The organism is Enterococcus sp. LX10 (assembly GCF_023539285.1).
Classification (GTDB): domain Bacteria; phylum Bacillota; class Bacilli; order Lactobacillales; family Enterococcaceae; genus Enterococcus; species Enterococcus faecalis.
On the sequence record NZ_CP092784.1, the window covers coordinates 1,556,764 to 1,573,880 of the forward strand.

The following is a 17,117-nucleotide window of genomic DNA, read 5'->3' on the forward strand; positions in this document are numbered from 1 at the left end:
CATATTCTTCGATCAAGTTGGATTAAGAAGTTGTTATTTTTTTCTTTTGTTTCTCCCGATTGTAAAATTTCAAATTGGGATTCCTTCTACGAACAATCACAATAACAATTGCTGCCACGAACATCACTAAAGACAACAATTGTGAGACACGAATGTTACTAAACGCATACAAACTGTCCATCCGTAAGCCTTCGATGAAGAAACGGCCGAAAGAATACCATATTATATAACCTAAAAAGACTTCGCCTTCTTTTAAAAAGTGTGGCTTTTTGCGTAATAACAATAAAACGATAAAGCCTAAAACATTCCAGACAGATTCATATAAAAATGTTGGCTGATGATACGTTCCGTTGATATTCATGTTATCAATGATAAACGTTGGTAAATGGAGATTTTCTAAAAATTGTCTGGTGGTCGCTGGCCCATAGGCTTCATGATTCATAAAGTTGCCCCAGCGACCAATTGCTTGCGCTAAAATCACACTTGGTGCGGCAATATCTAAAAAAGTCCATGTAGAAATGAAACGATGACGCGTAAAGAAAAACAGCGCCAGTCCCCCACCAATAAGACCACCATAAATCGCTAAGCCACCATTTCGAGTAAAGAAAATTTCAATCGGATTGTCTACGTAATCCTGCCATTGAAAAGCGACGTAATACAAGCGCGCGCCAACAATTGCTGCTGGTAATCCCCAGAGCATAAAGTCAAAGACATCATCTTCTTTTAAACCAACACGAACGGCTTCACGACTACTTAGCCAAACAGCTAAAGCAATCCCTGAAACAATAATAATTGCATACCAATAGACGGGAATACCGAAAAGGCGAAATGCAATTGAATTCACTTGAGCTAACATCATCACATCTTCTCCTTCTATTCTCCTGAATTTTCTTCAATTAAACGGGTTAAGCGCTCTTCAAACGTTTTTGTTGCATCATAGCCCATTGTTTTCGCGCGGAAGTTCATTGCTGCTACTTCAATGATAATGGCCACATTTCGGCCAGTCTTAACAGGAATGCGAATCTGAGGGACATCAACGTTAGCTATTTCAACCATTGCATCATCACTACCGAGGCGATCATATTTCTTGTCTTTTTCCCATGCCTCTAAATAAACGACCAATTGAACTTGCATAAAGCCGCGGACCGCACTAGCTCCAAACAGGTTCATGACGTCAATAATCCCGATACCACGAATTTCAATTAAATGCTGCAAAATTTTTGGTGGCTCTCCCACCACGGTTAATTCATCTTGCTGATAAACATCGACACGATCGTCTGCGATTAGCCGATGGCCACGTTTAATAAGCTCTAAAGCTGTTTCACTTTTACCAATACCGCTATCTCCTTGAATCAAAACACCAAGTCCATAAACATCAACTAAAACCCCATGGACACTTGTCCGAACAGCTAAGCGACCATCTAAATAACTGGATAGTTCCCCTAATAAACGGGAAGTTGAAATCGGTGAACGTAACACAGAAACCCCATTTTCTTTTGCTGCTGTAATCAATTCTTCGGGGATTTCTAGTCCTCTGGATACTATAAAGGCTGGAGTATCTTTCGCACATAAACGGCGCATCACTAATAAACGCTCTTCAGGCATCATTCGTTCCGCAAAGGTAATTTCTTTGCTCCCAAATAATTGTAAACGATCATGGGAATAATAATTAAAATACCCAGTTAATTCTAAGCCTGGCCGGGAAATTTCACCAGTTTTAATTGTTCTATTTAAGCTTTCTTCATCTCCGTAGACTACTTCTAAAGAAAGATTTTCTACCAGTTGATAAATCTTTACCACTTCTGTCATATCGAATGTCAGTCCTTTCTGCTACTTGTTATATTTTATCATTTAAAAATACAAGTTTCTAGCTATTCACTAGATAATTCCTAGAATTATCATATTTCAAAAAAATGAAACTATTTTTCAGTGAAATTATCTATGCTATTTCTGTTACTTGACTATTTCAGAAAACTTTGTATACTTGAAGCCGATCCTTTTAAGAAAAGAGGAAACTTATGAAAGAATATTTAAAGGAAAAAGCCCATCAATTACCGTTAACGCCTGGTGTTTATTTAATGAAAGACGCAACCGACACAATTATTTATGTGGGCAAAGCCAAAAAATTGAAAAATCGCGTGTCAAGCTATTTTATTAATAGTAATCAACATTCTCGAAAGACGATGCGCTTAGTCAAACAAATTATAGACTTCGATGTTCTCCATACTGACACAGAATTGGATGCGCTCCTCCTAGAATGTCAACTGATTCAACAGTACCGGCCGCGCTATAATCGCCAAATGAATGCTTATGAACAATATTCTTATGTATCAGTAGCCGTTAATGAGCGGCAATTAGAGATTAAACTCTTAAATATGCCCACTAAAGAGAACTGTTTTGGTCCTTATTCGATTCGTCGAAAATTAAACCGTTTAAAAATAATTTTGGATAGTATCTACGATCTCGTCCCAACCAACTATTGGCATCAAACCTTTCAAAAAGAGAGTGCCATTCCGACCGAACTATTTCAACAAGAATTGTTCGACTTTTTCCATAATCAAGGACGAGAACCAATCAAACGAATTGCTCAACAAATGCAAGAAGCTGCTGAAAAACAAGCCTTCGAAAAAGCAGCAAAACTCAAAGAAGATTGGCTCTTTTTGACGCGCTTTGCAAACCAAAATCAACGAATTAGTCAAGCTAACCAACGAGATTGGCAACTGATGTGGTTACCTTGTCAGAAAAAAATCAAATACTATTTAATTTACCAAGGCTTGGTGGTAGCAACACGTGTTGTAACTAAACAAACGTTTCAAAAATATTCACCGCTTGAACTAGCAAAAAAAATCATGCCCAAAAAACCACCGAAAACAATTGAGCATTACTCGAAGCAACAAGTTGATTTTTTAAACATTTTATATGGCTATATCAGCCGCCATCCAGAATGTCACCTAGAAAATTTAACCAGCGAAAAAGCCTGAAGAACGCATTTTATGCTACGTTCTTCAGGCTTTTTTATTCATATTTAGATAAATTGTGATCCGTAACGATCGTATTGACAATTGACATAATTACAGCCATTAGCACCGCTGCCCAAAAACTTGAGAAGCCAAAGTTCATTTCCCCCACAAAAAACGAGGTCATTTGTAAAATCGCTGCATTGACAACAAAGCTAAATAGACCAAACGTTAATAAAGTAAATGGGAGCGACAAGATTGTTAAGACTGGTTTCACCAACATATTTAGGATTGAGAGAACAAAGGCGGCAATAATTGCAGGCATTATGCCTCTCACATGAATCATGCCAGGAAAAACAACTGATAAAGAAATGAATGTCAGTGTATTAACAACCAATCGCTGAAAATATGTCATTAAAAGTCACTCCATTCGTCATCATCAATTTTTTCCGCTTCTTTACGTTGCTTTTTATTGGCAGCATAAGGATTTTCATTGCGAACATTTCTATTATAAGGATTTTGATGGCCGTAGCCGCGATCGCTTCCTGTTCTTCCAGAAGGGATCAAGACTGCTAAGGCAATGTATAAGAGAATGCCTGGAAATCCTGCTGAGAAAAAGCTGAGCAAGACATAAACGACACGAATAATTGTTGGGTCAATTCCTAGCCAATCAGCAATCCCAGCTAAGCTTCCTGTTAAAACCACGTTATTCGGAGATTTTGTTAGTTTTCTTTTCATATGTTTTCACCTCGTCTACTAAATTTTACACTAGAAAGGCTGATTCGTCAGCCCATCTAGCTTAAAATTATTAATTATTTATCCGTATCTTTTAGGAAAATACTTCCCGTTGTTGTAGAAGCATTAATTTGAGCCATTGATTCTTCCAGTACACGTCTAAAATGTAATTGTTGATTGCCGCGATCTTTCTTTTCACGAACAACTTCAATATCTGTTAAACGGCTGTTAATACTACCTAAATTAGTTTTCACTTGCCCTTCAACGCCTAAGTCATTTGGCAAGGCCAACTTGATATTCCCATTTGCAGAGCTTGCTTCAACACGGCGAAGCGTTTTTTCTTTAGCTGTAATGCGGATATCTCCATTAATCAGAGAAACACTTAGACTTTCTGGTGCCGCGGAAATAGACACATCACCATTGACTGTTTCAATAATGTTATCTAAAATTGTTCCTTCTAGGACTTTAATTTCACCATTCACGCCTTCAATTTCTAACATAGTTGCATCAATTTTTTTAAACGTAATCGTCCCATTCGTTGATTTTGTGTAAACATCTTTCGCTGTTAACTCTTCTACTAAGACATTTCCGTTTAATAATTTAACAGATACATGATCGTAAGTGCGTTTTGGTAAATAGAACGTTAAATCTGCTTTCACCCGTTTGTTTGGCACTTGGAAAGAAATTGTTTCGTCATCCACATCAATGTCACTTCGTTCTAAGAAAGCTTCCATTGGTGAATCTCCTGCCATTTTACCATATAATTTGATTTTTGCTTCGACTTTCACATCTTCTTGATCCCAAGTTTTGAAAACCACGGTACCATTTGCTACCTTGACATCAATTAAACTTGCTTGTGGATTTGGATAATTAAACTCATGTTCAAACTTAGTTGTTGCCACACCAGGAACTTTCATTTTAATGTCTTTCCATTCCACATTATCATTCATGGTATCACTGAAAGAATTAAATGTTTTTTTCAAGAATTCTCCCACTTGGCCGCCAACTTCGGCAACTTTGCCGCCGACTTGGTTAAAGGTGTCTGTGGCTTGATCTTTCCACTCTTCAGAGAATTGAGAAGAAACTTTTTCTTTTGTATCATTCCATTGACCCTTCCATTGTTCTTTGCGAATGTTTTTTAGTTCTTCTTCCAGTGCTGTTTTTTCAGTACTTTGAGTCGCTAATTTTTCTTCTAATTGTGCAAGTAAAACGTGCAAGTCTTTTCGTTGGACTTGTTCATCTTCTGTTAATGCATCTAATTCTTCTTTTGTATCTAATGTTCCAATTTCTTCTGCGACTTCTTTAATTTCTTCTTTGATGCCGGCAATTTCTGCGTTGACTTCGTCCAATTCAGCCGAAGCACGATTGGCTTTTGTTGCTAACTCATCAAGAATTCTTTCTAAGTTTTCACGATCTTTTTCTGCACTGTCCTGTGTATTTTCTTCAAACGAATCAACAGTAGGTCCTTCTGATTCGCCTTTTTCTAATGCATCCATTAAATCTGCGACTTGATCTTCTTTATTTGTTGTTCCAATATTTTGTGTATCGACTTTTTCAGCAGCTTTTTCGATTTGTTTTTCATCTTTTTCAGTTGCCATATTTTCTAATAAAATTAACGCTTCTTCTGACGTTAGAATACCTTTTTTCACTAATTCTAATACGCGTTCTCTTTCTTTCATGGATATTGCCTCCTTAGCAAATTTTTCACTCAATAGTGTTTTCCTTACATGCATTATTATGCCTTGTTTTTGATCATTTGTCATAGGACTTAAGAACGATTTCTTCTCATTAGTAAGGACTAGTTTTATAAAATCAGTTCATTTTACGTTAAAAAAACTAGGAATTGGTCTAAAAAAGGCCGTCTCCTAGTTTTTTTTATTTATTTATCTTAAAATTGTTCGTCACGATTACTATTCAATTCGGTAATTTTACCAGTTGCCAAGTAAACAATCCACTCACAAATATTTGTGACATAGTCGCCAATTCTTTCCAAGTATTGTGCCACATGTAGATAATCAGTTCCGCTAATAACCGTTTCTGGATTAGCTTTCATTGCTTCTACGGCATGTTTGTAAATACTATCGAAATATTCATTAGTACGATCATCCATTTGTGCAATCATTCGTGCATCTTTTTGATCCGTTTTAACATAGGCGATTAAAACATTATCCACCATTTTTTTCACATAATCAGACATATCTGAAATTTCTTTTTCAATTTCAGGAATACGTGTTTCTCCTTTTAAGCGAATCGTTGATTTAGCAATTGAAACGGCATGGTCCGCCATTCTTTCTAAATCCGAACTAGCTTTCATAACAGTGATAATCATACGTAAGTCTGTTGTCACTGGTTGTTGTAACGCAATCATTTCAAAACTCTTTTTCTCAAGTTTGACTTCCATATCATTGATTTCAATATCGCGATCAATCACTTCTTGAGCTAATTTTTTATCATGATTAATATATGCCTTCACGGATTTATGGACGGCACTACTAACCATCATACCCATTTCATAAAATTGATTGTGCAGATTCAATAGTTCTTCTTCAAATTGTGTCCGTAACATTCTTTTTCCCCCTTTTAACCAAATTTACCAGAAATGTAATCTTCTGTTTGTTTTTCTTTTGGATTTAAAAATACTTTTTTCGTGTCATTAAATTCAATTAAATCACCTTGTAAAAAGAAGGCCGTTTTATCAGAAATCCGTGATGCTTGTGACATATTATGTGTCACCATAATCATGGTATATTTCTCTTTTAATGTTAACAGCATGTTTTCAATTTTACCACTAGAAACTGGGTCCAAGGCGCTAGTTGGTTCATCTAATAAAATAATATCTGGTTCCACAGCTAACACACGAGCGATACAAACCCGCTGTTGTTGTCCACCAGAAAGTGAAAGTGCACTTTTGTGAAGTTTATCTTTGACATCCTCCCAAACGGCAGCAGCTTTCAAACTGGTTTCAACTGCTTCATCTAAGACTTGCTTGTCTTTGACTCCTTTTAGGCGCAAGCCATAAATCACATTTTCATAAACTGAAAATGGAAATGGATTAGGCTGTTGGAAAACCATGCCAATTTCTTTACGTAATTCAACGTTATCTGTTTTCGGTCCATAAATATCTTTTCCTTTATAGACAACACTTCCAGTAATAGTTACGTCTGGGATTAAATCATTCATACGATTCAAGCAACGTAAATACGTTGATTTCCCGCAACCAGAAGGACCAATCATGGCAGTTAATTCTCCTTGATTAAAAGTTAAATCAATGCCTTTCAATGCTTCTTTTTTCCCGTAATATAAATGTAAATCTTTTGATGAAATAATTTCTTTGCCCATCTTGCTCCTCCTAACCAAAATGTCCTGAAACGTAGTCTTCCGTTGCTTGAATTTTTGGTCGTGTAAAGATTTTTCTTGTATGGTCGTATTCAATGACTTTGCCCATATAGAAGAAAGCTGTATAGTCACTAATCCGCGCCGCTTGTTGCATGTTATGTGTCACAATGATGATCGTGTAATCATCTTTTAAATTCACTAACGTTTCTTCAACCGTTCCTGTTGAAATCGGATCTAACGCGCTTGCCGGTTCATCTAACAATAGAATATCTGGTTTCATCGCAATTGCCCGAGCGATACACAAACGTTGTTGTTGCCCACCAGACAGAGCTAAGGCGCTTTTGTTTAAGTTATCTTTCACTTGATCCCAAAGTGCGGCTTGCTTCAAACTTGTTTCAACGATTTCATCTAATTTTTTCTTATCCTTTTCACCATGTTGTTTCAATGCGAATGTGATATTTTCATAGATAGATTTACTAAATGGATTGGGCCGCTGAAAAACCATGCCAATGCGTTTTCTCATTTCGTAGACGTCCACTTCTTTCGTATTGACATCGACATCTTTATACATGATTTTTCCAGTAACACGTGTATTGGCAATGCCATCGTTCATACGATTTAGCGAACGTAAATACGTGGATTTACCGCAACCAGAAGGTCCAATTAAGGCGGTTATTTTGTTCTTTTCAAATTGTAAATCAACACCTTTGATAGCCTCATTGTCCCCGTAAAAGACATGTAAGTCTTCCGTGTGTAACGCAATTGGGTCTTTTTGGCTATCTAGTTGAAGTAAATGGGTATCATTTAAATTGTATTCTTTCATGCTAATTCCCCTAACATTAAGCTGATGTCATTCTCTTATAAAGACGGTTGCCGATAAAACGAGCGCCGAAATTGAAAAGTAAAACTACTAAAATTAACACAGCGGAGGCACCTGCTGAGACCGCAGCGCCATCTGGCATCGTACCTTCAGTATTAATTTTCCAAATATGCACAGCCAACGTTTCCGCTTGACGGAAAATACTAATTGGACTTGAAACGCTCAACGGATTCCAATTACTGAAATCTAAGGCAGGTGCGCTTTGTCCTGCTGTATAAATTAGCGCAGCGGCTTCACCGAAAATCCGACCAGAACTCAAAATAACCCCTGTCAAAATTCCTGGTAACGCTTCTGGCAAAATAACTTTTTTAACTGTTTCCCAACGTGAAAGACCTAAGGCTAACCCCGCTTCACGCTGTGTATAATGAATGGCTTTCAAAGATTCCTCAACATTTCTAGTCAATAATGGTAAGTTAAAAAATGTTAATGCTAACGCACCTGATAAGATTGAAAAGCCATATCCGATTTGTACAACGAAAATCAAGAAGCCGAACAGCCCCACAACAACGGAAGGCAATGAACTTAAAATTTCAATCGAGGTACGAATTAAATCAGTTAACCAATTCTTTTTCGCATATTCCGATAAGTAAATTCCAGCACCTAATGAAATTGGAATACTAATAATCATTGTAATCAATAGTAAATATAGTGAATTGAAAAGCTGAATACCAATCCCACCACCAACTTGATAGGCTCTGGATGGTTGTGTTAAAAATTCCCACGAAATATGTGGAATTCCTCTAGCTAAAATGTAAATCAGTAAGGCCGCCAAAATTAAAACAATGACGCCAGATACGGCATATAAGATACCTGTTGCGATTTTATCTGCTTTTTTTGCATTCATTATTTTAAGGCTCCTCTCTTACCGATAATTCGGATAACAATGTTGAATAGTAAAGACATCAACAATAGAATCAAGGCTAAAGACCAAAGAACGTTGTTTTCAACTGTTCCCATAATTGTATTCCCAATCCCCATTGTCAAAATACTTGTTAGTGTCGAAGCTGGTGTTGTCAAACTAGTTGGCATCACAGCTGCATTTCCGATTACCATTTGGATTGCTAAGGCTTCACCAAACGCACGAGCCATACCAAAGACAACCGCAGTTAAAATACCAGGCACAGCTGCCCGCAAGACAACTTTATAAATCGTTTGCCAACGCGTAGCACCAAGCGCCAACGACGCTTCACGATAATGTCTAGGCACAGCTTTTAGCGCATCCACGGTCATTGTAGTGACCGTTGGTAAAATCATAACAAATAGTACAAATGTACCAGCTAAAATACCGAAGCCAGTTCCGCCAAAGATTGAACGGACAAAAGGAACAATGACAGATAAACCAATAAATCCATAAACAACAGAGGGAATCCCTACAAGTAATTCAATAACTGGTTGTAAAAATTTCGCTCCTTTTTTAGGTGAAATTTCTGTCATAAAAACAGCCGCTCCAATCGCAAATGGCGTCGCAACAATCGCTGACAAAAACGTTACAATAAAGGAACCCGCAATCATTGGTAAAGCCCCAACCATGGGTTTACCGTCTGCGCCGATATCACTTGGGTTCCAGTTTGTTCCAAATAAGAAATCAAACACGTTAATCTTATCTTTAAAGAATGTAGCAAGTCCTTTACTTGCAACAAAATAGAAAATTGAAACAACCACTGCTACAATTAAGGCAATACATAGGAAACTAATAAATTTCCCTCGTTGCTCCATCTTGGCTCTTTTCGATTTTGTTAATAATTTTTTCTGTACATCTTCCAAGAATATTTCCTCCTCAAACAATCCAACTTTTACAGATAAAAATAGTGTACCTTTTTTACATCAATTTGTTTTTAATAACATGTAAATTTTATGTCAAGTTTGTAAATTTTGTGTTAAGAGAATTATTTAATGACATTTCCTTGCCAATCCCGTTCAATTTCCATTTTCGAAACAGGAATATACCCTAATTGACCAATCACACGTTCTTGGATATCATCTGACAACATAAAGTCTAAAAACTCTTTGGTTAAATCACTTGGATTTTTACGAGTGTACATGTGTTCATAAGACCAAATAATCCATTTATTGTTCATTACATTTTCATCTGTTGGCTGAACACCATCAATACTTAACGTAGCTACTTCATCAGTAACATATGAAAATGCGGTATAACTAATCGCTCCTGGTGTATCAGAAACAATGGAACGAACCATGCCACTGGAATCTTGTTCTTGCGCACGAATGGCTGTTTTATCTCCCAAGACCCACTTTTCAAAAGTCGCACGCGTACCACTACCGGCCGCTCTATTCAAAATAACAATTTTTTGATCTTTTCCGCCAAGTTCTTTCCAGTTTGTTACTTCACCTAAAAAGATTTTCTTTAAATTTTCCATTGAGATATCTTTGACACCGACATTTTTGTTAACGATTGGTGTAATCCCAACAACAGCAACTTTATGATCAATTAAGTCTTCCGCTTTGATGCCCTTTTTCTCTTCTGCAAATAAATCAGAATTACCAATGTCTACCGCGCCAGATTGGACTTGACTCAGACCTGTTCCGCTTCCGCCACCTTGGACATTAATAAATCTTCCCGGATTTTGGCTTTGATATTCCTCACTCGCTGTCTCTACTAATGGTTGTAAAGCTGATGAGCCTACCGCTGTGATCGATTCACCACGATCAATCCATTTTGCACATCCTGTCAAAGTAAGTATACTTGCCAAACCAATAAATAATAGCAATCTTTTTTTCATCGATTCATTATTCCTCCAATTAATTTCAATCCATTCTATTTTACCATTATATGTAGGACTTGAAAATTATAAGTTATCAATTTGTTGGTACAACTGAGAAAACTCTTAAATTAAATAACAAGTATTTTAAAACTAAAACAAAAAAAGCTCTCCAAAATGGAGAGCTTTTTTTCGTTTAAATTTTCAAGAAACGACGCATTGAAATAACTGAACCTAGTGATCCAATAATCATTCCTGTTGCAATCATTAATAGATTAACTTTCCAGATAAAATCTTCTGGACGAATTAATGAATAATTCGAACGCAATAACTGCGGGTTAAACATGTTATAAACTTGATGGTAGCCTAACGTCATAATAATGACTGGCACGATTGCGCCAATCAACCCAATCCAAGCACCTTCTAAGAAGAACGGCCAACGAATGAAACTGTTTTTGGCTCCTACAAGACGCATAATTTGGATTTCTTTTTGACGAGATAAAATCGTAATCCGAATAGTGTTGGAAATTAAGAACACTGCAACGAATAAAAGTAATGCAGCAGCTGCTAAGCCCCAAGTTCGAACGGTTTGAGCGATTTTAAAGATTTTGTCTGAATTTACACCACCGTAATCGGCTTTAAAAACACTTGGGAATTTAGCTGCTTGTTTCGCAATATCTTTCGTGTCTTCTGGTGTTTTCGCACGGACATAATACACATCATATAATGGGTTACTGTCGCCTTCGAAAAGATTCCAGGCATCCCCCATTTGTTCTTGGATTTTTTTCAATTGTTGATCTTTGTTTGAATAAGAAATATCTTCAACATTGTCTAATCCTTTAAGTTGTTTTTCTAATGTTTTCATTTCATTTTGTTTTGTACCAATATCGACAAAGACAGACACTGTCACGTTTTTTTCGATATCATCAGCAAGTTTCGTTGCATTAAAAATAACGCCCATAAAAATACCAACTAAAACTAATGTAATTGTAACCGCACTTGCTGAGGCAACAGTCATCCAACCGTTCCGTTTTAAACTTTTGATACTTTCAAATAAATGAGAAAAGAATGTTCTAATCATCGTAGCCGTATTCTCCTTCCACTTGGTCACGGATAATGCGACCATTTTCAATGGCAATAACACGGTGACGAATCGTATTTACAATTGTACTATTATGCGTTGCCATCACGACTGTTGTTCCTTGTGCGTTAATCCGGTCCAACAATTTCATGATTTCCCATGAATTCTCTGGATCTAAGTTTCCAGTTGGTTCATCGGCAATTAAAACTTTCGGTGTATTTACGATTGCTCGTGCAATGGATACCCGTTGCTGTTCCCCACCAGAAAGTTCGCTTGGAAAAACACGTACCTTATGTTTTAGACCGACTAAATCTAAAACTTCCATCACGCGTTTTTTGATTTCGCGAGGACGTCGTCCGATAACTTGCATCGCATAGGCCACGTTCTCATACACAGTTTTCTTTGGTAATAGTTTATAGTCTTGGAAAACGATGCCGATTTCACGACGTAAATAAGGAACTTCTTTATTTTTTATTTTCATTAAATCATGACCTGCAACTGTCAAATTACCTTTTGTTGCTTTTTCTTCACGATACATTAATCTAATAAAGGTTGATTTCCCTGCACCTGAGGGACCAACCACATAGACGAACTCGCCTTGGTCAATCTCTACTGAAATATTTCGAATCGCTGTTGTACCATTCGAATATTTCTTCATTACATCTTTCATTTCAATCATGGCGTTCTCTCCATCTCTTTTTTCTTCAATCCTACTCATTATAACATGTCAATATTGCAAACTTCTTGCATTAAGTTACATTTTTATTTCAATTTAATGAAGAGCTTAACTTAAGCGCTGTTTTAAGTAGGCATCAATGAAACCATCAAGGTCTCCATCCATCACAGCTTGCACATTGCCAGTTTCGTAATTTGTCCGATGGTCTTTGACCATTGAATACGGATGGAACACGTAAGAACGGATTTGTGAGCCCCAGCCAATCTCCATTTGTTCACCACGTAAACTTGCTGCTTCTTGGGCTTTCTTTTCCATTTCCAATTGATATAATTTGGCTTTTAACATACTCATTGCTTGCTCACGGTTTTTTAATTGAGAACGTTGTGCTTGGCTTGCGACAACGGTACCTGTTGGAATATGTGTGATTCGAACAGCCGATTCTGTTTTATTAATATGCTGACCACCGGCACCACTTGCTCGATAGGTATCAATTTTTAAGTCATCTGGATTGATCGCAATTTCTATTGTATCGTCTAGTTCCGGCATTACATCAACTGAACAAAACGAAGTATGACGGCGTTTAGCGGAATCAAAGGGCGAAATCCGTACAAGACGATGGACACCTTTTTCAGATTTTAGGTAGCCATAAGCATTGTAACCTTTGATTAATAAGGTGACACTTTTAATCCCTGCTTCATCTCCAGCTTGGTAATCCAACGTTTCAACTTGGAAACCGTGACTTTCTGCCCAACGTGTATACATTCGTAAAAGCATACTTCCCCAATCTTGTGATTCAGTACCACCGGCACCAGGGTGTAATTCAATTAGGGCGTTATTATGATCATATGGCTCATTTAGTAGTAAGGATAGCTCATACGTTGTTAAACGTTCTTGCAAGAGATGAATTCTTTCTTCCAATTCTTCTTGAATCTCTGCATCATATTCTTCTTGTTGTAATTCAAACATCACCGTTAATTCGTCCAGTTCCTCAGAGAGCTGATGAAATTGTTGATATTTTTCTTTCAAACTATTGGTTTCGTTAATTAGCTTTTGAGCCGTTTCTGTGTTGTCCCAAAAACCAGGTTCTCCCATCCGATTTTCCGCCTCGGCAATGTCTTCTTCTAACTGGTCTAAGTCAAAGAGACCTCCTGAAGCTAGTAATTTTTTGTGTCATTTCGTCTAATAATGTACGAATTTCTGGGTTTTCCAAAATGATTCCTTCTTTCTTTTTATTGTAAAAAGAGCAAAGGCGGGACAAATTGCCCCACCCTGCGTTTTTTCTTTAATTAAGCGTTTCTTCCATGACAATTTTTGAATTTTTTGCCACTTCCGCATGGGCATAAATCATTACGGCCCACTTTTTTATCTACACGCACAGGTTGACGCTTCGCACTTGTGTTGCTTTGTGCAGCTGCATCTTGTTCTGTTTCTGGATGTTCCGCTTGTCCTTGAGCTACTTGCTCACGTTGGACATTTTGGCGAATTTCCGATTTCATGAATAAACGTGTTACTTCATATTCGATTGAACCCACCATATTGTTATACATAGAATAACCTTCTGTTTGATATTCTACTAATGGGTTGTTTTGACCGTACGCACGTAAGCCGACAGATTGGCGTAATTGATCCATTGCATCAATGTGATCTGTCCATTTAGTATCGACGACACGCAAGATGACAACTTTTTCAAATTCTAGCAGTTGTTCTTGACCATTCAATTGTTGAGATTTTTCTTCAAATACTTCTTGCGCACGTGCCACTAAGTAGTCTTTGATTTCTTCAGCTGATTTATTTTCTAAATCTTTTTTAGAAATCGTATCTTCATGGACAAGTGTTGAGGCTGCAAAATCGACAATCCCATCTAAATTCCATTCTTCTTTTTCTAATTGTGTATGGCTATCCACCACTCGGCCAATCGTCCGTTTTACCATGCCCATCAATACATCAGACAAGTCATTTTCTTCCATAATTACTTCTTGTCGTTGTGCATAAATAACTTCACGTTGCTCGCGCATCACGTCATCGTATTGTAAAACATTTTTACGTGTGTCATAGTTATTTCCTTCCACACGTTTTTGAGCAGATTCTACTTGGCGAGTAAACATTTTACTTTGAATAACTGCATCTTCTTCTTGCACATTCATTCGTTCTAAGAATGTTTTAATTCGTTCTGAACCAAAGCGTTTCATTAAGTCATCTTCTAAAGATAAATAAAATTGTGAAACCCCTGGATCCCCTTGGCGTCCTGCACGTCCACGCAACTGATTATCAATACGACGTGACTCATGACGTTCTGTCCCGATAACTGCTAGACCACCTAGTTCAAGTACACCTAAACCAAGTTTAATATCCGTTCCACGACCAGCCATATTTGTTGCAATTGTAACTGCGCCTTTTTGACCGGCATTCATAATGATTTCGGCTTCTTTAAAGTGATTTTTCGCATTTAATACTTCATGAGGAATTTTAGCTGCGTTTAATTTATCAGAAAGTAATTCTGACGTTTCTACCGCAACAGTCCCCACCAACACTGGTTGTCCTTTGTGGTAACGTTCTTTAATATCTTCCACCACTGCATTAAATTTACTTTCTAAGGTTGGATAAAGTAAATCTGGACGATCGTCACGGATAATTGGACGATTGGTTGGGATTTGAATGACTTGAATATTGTAAATTTCACGGAATTCTTCTTCTTCTGTTTTAGCAGTACCAGTCATCCCGGCTAGTTTTTTGTACATCCGGAAGTAGTTTTGGAACGTAATCGTCGCCATTGTTTTTGTTTCATCTTCAATTTCGACGCCTTCTTTTGCTTCAATCGCTTGATGTAAGCCATCAGAATAACGACGACCATCCATGATACGACCAGTAAATTGGTCAACAATTAAGACTTTATTGTCTTGAACCACGTAATCAATGTCTAATAACATGATATAGTTTGCCCGTAACGCTTGATCTAAATGGTGCGTTAATGCTGTATTTTCAATATCGTAAAGGTTATCCAATCCAAAAGTTTCTTCAGCTTTTTCAATCCCTGCTTCTGTTAAACCAATTGTTTTAGACTGAATATCAATTTTGTAATCTTCATCTTCTTTTAAGCGTTTGACAAAATTATCGGCACGCGTATAGAGTGCTGTCGATTTTTCAGCTTGTCCAGAAATAATTAATGGGGTTCTTGCTTCGTCAATTAAGATTGAATCCACTTCATCGACAATTGCATAGTTTAATGGACGTTGAACCATTTGGCTGCGATAAACAACCATGTTATCACGCAAATAGTCAAATCCTAATTCGTTATTTGTACTATAAGTGATATCACAGTTATACGCTTCACGTTTTTCATCAGAAGATTTAGAGTTAATGTTTAAGCCAACGCTTAAGCCTAAGAAATTATATAATTCTCCCATTTCGTTAGAGTCACGGGTTGCTAAGTATTCATTAACTGTAACAACGTGTACTCCTTCGCCAGATAGTGCATTCAAGTATACAGGCATTGTGGCAGTCAAGGTTTTCCCTTCACCTGTTCTCATTTCAGGAATGTTCCCGTCATGAAGCACAATCCCACCCATTAATTGGACACGGTACGGGAATAAACCTAGTACTCGTTTAGCAGCTTCGCGGACAACCGCAAACGCTTCTGGTAATAGTTCGTCTAAGGTTTCCCCTTTTTGATAACGGGCTTTAAATTCATCTGTTTTTTCACGTAATTGTTCATCGCTTAGTTGTTCCATTGCACTTGCATGTGCATCAATTTTATCGGCGATTTTTTCTAATCGTCTTAATTCTTTTTTATCGTTTTCAATCATTTTTTTCAAAAAATTTGCCATTGGTATCTGTGTTCCTTTCAATTACCTCTTTTTATTTTTGTATCCTTTTTGTACAAGAAGCACAATCTATCCGTTTTATTTTATCATTACTTGACGAGAAAGAAAACCATTTCTCTCTATTTTACAGACATTTTCCTTTAAAAGAGGAACTTTTAAAGTTATTTTATGTATTTCTTTATTTTTTCTTTACTCCGTGCTTTAAAGATGTTTAAAGAGCTGAAATGCACGAAGGCATTTCAGCTCTTATTTTAAGCTTTAGTCTGTTTCAATCAAGCCATATTTGCCATCTTTACGACGGTAAACAATGCTTGTTCCATTTGTTTCAGCATCTTCAAAAATAAAGAAGTTGTGTCCTAACATGTTCATTTGTAAAACAGCTTCTTCACTGTCCATCGGTTTTAATGATAGACGTTTTGTACGAACGATGTCTAATTCTGAAGGTGTTTCTTCTGTTTCTTCACCAACTAAGAAGACAGCGGCTTTTGTATTGTTACGTCCTGTTTCACGAGATTTTCTGTTGATTTTTGTTTTAAATTTACGAATTTGTCGTTCTAATTTATCGACAACCAAATCAATACTTGCGTATAAATCAGGTGACGTTTCTTCAGCTCGTAAAACTAGATAAGGAAGAGGAATAGTAACCTCGACTTTGGCTGTTTTTTCAGTGTACACTTTCAAATTCACGTGAACCGTTGCTTCAGGTGAATCGCTGAAATATCTTTCTAATTTACCGACTTTTTTCTCAACATAGTCTCGAATCGCTTCGGTTACCTCGATATTTTCTCCACGTACATTATATCTAAACATAACAATTACCCCTTTCATCTACCAGTAAAGAAAAGATTAAAGGACCACTCTTTAATTCCCTTCTTCTTAATTTCATTATATCGAATAATCTGGGTTTTGCC

General features: G+C 37.0%; 17 protein-coding genes. 1 reads left to right on the plus strand and 16 read right to left on the minus strand.

Annotated features, from left to right (window positions below):
* Positions 1 to 22: 22 nt before the first annotated feature.
* Both lgt and hprK read right to left on the minus strand, forming a co-directional pair.
* Positions 23 to 856 carry a prolipoprotein diacylglyceryl transferase gene (lgt, locus tag MKZ30_RS07435; RefSeq protein ID WP_002408908.1) on the minus strand — a complete coding sequence of 278 codons (834 nt, stop codon included), beginning with the start codon at positions 854 to 856 and terminating at the stop codon, positions 23 to 25.
* A 17-nt stretch (positions 857 to 873) separates the two neighbouring features.
* On the minus strand, positions 874 to 1,809 hold the full coding sequence (gene hprK, locus MKZ30_RS07440) for an HPr(Ser) kinase/phosphatase (RefSeq protein WP_002357309.1): 936 nt from the start codon (positions 1,807 to 1,809) through the stop codon (positions 874 to 876).
* Between the two features lie 209 nt (positions 1,810 to 2,018).
* Between hprK and MKZ30_RS07445 the strand changes: the two genes are divergently transcribed.
* A complete protein-coding gene (locus MKZ30_RS07445) occupies positions 2,019 to 2,981 on the plus strand; it encodes a GIY-YIG nuclease family protein (RefSeq protein WP_033601010.1) in 963 nt (320 codons plus the stop codon).
* 34 nt (positions 2,982 to 3,015) lie between these two features.
* On the opposite strand, the gene MKZ30_RS07450 is transcribed toward MKZ30_RS07445, so the two are convergent.
* From MKZ30_RS07450 to hpf, 14 genes are all read right to left on the minus strand, one after another.
* Positions 3,016 to 3,372, minus strand: coding sequence for a phage holin family protein (locus tag MKZ30_RS07450; protein ID WP_002357307.1), 357 nt, complete (start codon positions 3,370 to 3,372; stop codon positions 3,016 to 3,018).
* The gene (locus MKZ30_RS07455; RefSeq protein ID WP_002357306.1) at positions 3,372 to 3,695 is read right to left on the minus strand and encodes a PspC domain-containing protein; all 324 of its coding nucleotides are present in this window, start codon (positions 3,693 to 3,695) and stop codon (positions 3,372 to 3,374) included. The genes MKZ30_RS07450 and MKZ30_RS07455 overlap by 1 nt, the downstream gene beginning before the upstream one ends.
* A gap of 74 nt (positions 3,696 to 3,769) precedes the next feature.
* Positions 3,770 to 5,371 carry a daptomycin-sensing surface protein LiaX gene (gene liaX, locus MKZ30_RS07460; RefSeq protein WP_002360155.1) on the minus strand — a complete coding sequence of 534 codons (1,602 nt, stop codon included), beginning with the start codon at positions 5,369 to 5,371 and terminating at the stop codon, positions 3,770 to 3,772.
* 209 nt (positions 5,372 to 5,580) lie between these two features.
* Positions 5,581 to 6,258, minus strand: a complete 678-nt coding sequence (gene phoU, locus MKZ30_RS07465; RefSeq protein WP_002357304.1) for a phosphate signaling complex protein PhoU — start codon at positions 6,256 to 6,258, stop codon at positions 5,581 to 5,583.
* A 14-nt stretch (positions 6,259 to 6,272) separates the two neighbouring features.
* Complete coding sequence (gene pstB / locus MKZ30_RS07470; protein WP_002357303.1) at positions 6,273 to 7,031, minus strand: phosphate ABC transporter ATP-binding protein PstB; 759 nt, start codon at positions 7,029 to 7,031, stop codon at positions 6,273 to 6,275.
* 10 nt (positions 7,032 to 7,041) lie between these two features.
* The gene (pstB, locus tag MKZ30_RS07475; RefSeq protein ID WP_002420128.1) at positions 7,042 to 7,851 is read right to left on the minus strand and encodes a phosphate ABC transporter ATP-binding protein PstB; all 810 of its coding nucleotides are present in this window, start codon (positions 7,849 to 7,851) and stop codon (positions 7,042 to 7,044) included.
* A 16-nt stretch (positions 7,852 to 7,867) separates the two neighbouring features.
* The gene (gene pstA / locus MKZ30_RS07480; protein ID WP_002357300.1) at positions 7,868 to 8,752 is read right to left on the minus strand and encodes a phosphate ABC transporter permease PstA; all 885 of its coding nucleotides are present in this window, start codon (positions 8,750 to 8,752) and stop codon (positions 7,868 to 7,870) included.
* On the minus strand, positions 8,752 to 9,672 hold the full coding sequence (gene pstC, locus MKZ30_RS07485) for a phosphate ABC transporter permease subunit PstC (protein ID WP_002357299.1): 921 nt from the start codon (positions 9,670 to 9,672) through the stop codon (positions 8,752 to 8,754). The genes pstA and pstC overlap by 1 nt, the downstream gene beginning before the upstream one ends.
* Positions 9,673 to 9,794: 122 nt before the next feature.
* Positions 9,795 to 10,649, minus strand: coding sequence for a phosphate ABC transporter substrate-binding protein PstS (locus MKZ30_RS07490; RefSeq protein ID WP_002357298.1), 855 nt, complete (start codon positions 10,647 to 10,649; stop codon positions 9,795 to 9,797).
* Between the two features lie 175 nt (positions 10,650 to 10,824).
* Positions 10,825 to 11,709: a permease-like cell division protein FtsX gene (ftsX, locus tag MKZ30_RS07495; RefSeq protein WP_002364071.1), complete on the minus strand. Its 885-nt coding sequence runs from the start codon at positions 11,707 to 11,709 to the stop codon at positions 10,825 to 10,827.
* A complete protein-coding gene (gene ftsE / locus MKZ30_RS07500; protein ID WP_002361935.1) occupies positions 11,702 to 12,388 on the minus strand; it encodes a cell division ATP-binding protein FtsE in 687 nt (228 codons plus the stop codon). Before ftsE ends, ftsX begins: the two co-directional genes overlap by 8 nt.
* Before the next feature lie 105 nt (positions 12,389 to 12,493).
* Positions 12,494 to 13,595 (minus strand): peptide chain release factor 2 gene (prfB, locus tag MKZ30_RS07505; RefSeq protein ID WP_111997025.1). Its coding sequence is split into 2 segments (ribosomal slippage): positions 12,494 to 13,522 and positions 13,524 to 13,595, totalling 1,101 coding nucleotides; the frame shifts between segments, so codons are not numbered across the junction.
* 76 nt (positions 13,596 to 13,671) lie between these two features.
* On the minus strand, positions 13,672 to 16,209 hold the full coding sequence (gene secA, locus MKZ30_RS07510) for a preprotein translocase subunit SecA (protein WP_002420121.1): 2,538 nt from the start codon (positions 16,207 to 16,209) through the stop codon (positions 13,672 to 13,674).
* A gap of 255 nt (positions 16,210 to 16,464) precedes the next feature.
* Positions 16,465 to 17,016: a ribosome hibernation-promoting factor, HPF/YfiA family gene (gene hpf / locus MKZ30_RS07515; RefSeq protein ID WP_002357293.1), complete on the minus strand. Its 552-nt coding sequence runs from the start codon at positions 17,014 to 17,016 to the stop codon at positions 16,465 to 16,467.
* Positions 17,017 to 17,117: the final 101 nt, after the last annotated feature.

Bases quoted from the DNA above. Each gene is read 5' to 3' on its own strand.
- lgt (WP_002408908.1), bottom strand. From the start codon at position 856: ATGTTAGCTCAAGTGAATTCAATTGCATTTCGCCTTTTCGGTATTCCC.
- hprK (WP_002357309.1), bottom strand. From the start codon at position 1,809: ATGACAGAAGTGGTAAAGATTTATCAACTGGTAGAAAATCTTTCTTTA.
- MKZ30_RS07445 (WP_033601010.1), top strand. From the start codon at position 2,019: ATGAAAGAATATTTAAAGGAAAAAGCCCATCAATTACCGTTAACGCCT.
- MKZ30_RS07450 (WP_002357307.1), bottom strand. From the start codon at position 3,372: ATGACATATTTTCAGCGATTGGTTGTTAATACACTGACATTCATTTCT.
- MKZ30_RS07455 (WP_002357306.1), bottom strand. From the start codon at position 3,695: ATGAAAAGAAAACTAACAAAATCTCCGAATAACGTGGTTTTAACAGGA.
- liaX (WP_002360155.1), bottom strand. From the start codon at position 5,371: ATGAAAGAAAGAGAACGCGTATTAGAATTAGTGAAAAAAGGTATTCTA.
- phoU (WP_002357304.1), bottom strand. From the start codon at position 6,258: ATGTTACGGACACAATTTGAAGAAGAACTATTGAATCTGCACAATCAA.
- pstB (WP_002357303.1), bottom strand. From the start codon at position 7,031: ATGGGCAAAGAAATTATTTCATCAAAAGATTTACATTTATATTACGGG.
- pstB (WP_002420128.1), bottom strand. From the start codon at position 7,851: ATGAAAGAATACAATTTAAATGATACCCATTTACTTCAACTAGATAGC.
- pstA (WP_002357300.1), bottom strand. From the start codon at position 8,752: ATGAATGCAAAAAAAGCAGATAAAATCGCAACAGGTATCTTATATGCC.
- MKZ30_RS07490 (WP_002357298.1), bottom strand. From the start codon at position 10,649: ATGAAAAAAAGATTGCTATTATTTATTGGTTTGGCAAGTATACTTACT.
- ftsX (WP_002364071.1), bottom strand. From the start codon at position 11,709: ATGATTAGAACATTCTTTTCTCATTTATTTGAAAGTATCAAAAGTTTA.
- ftsE (WP_002361935.1), bottom strand. From the start codon at position 12,388: ATGATTGAAATGAAAGATGTAATGAAGAAATATTCGAATGGTACAACA.
- secA (WP_002420121.1), bottom strand. From the start codon at position 16,209: ATGGCAAATTTTTTGAAAAAAATGATTGAAAACGATAAAAAAGAATTA.
- hpf (WP_002357293.1), bottom strand. From the start codon at position 17,016: ATGTTTAGATATAATGTACGTGGAGAAAATATCGAGGTAACCGAAGCG.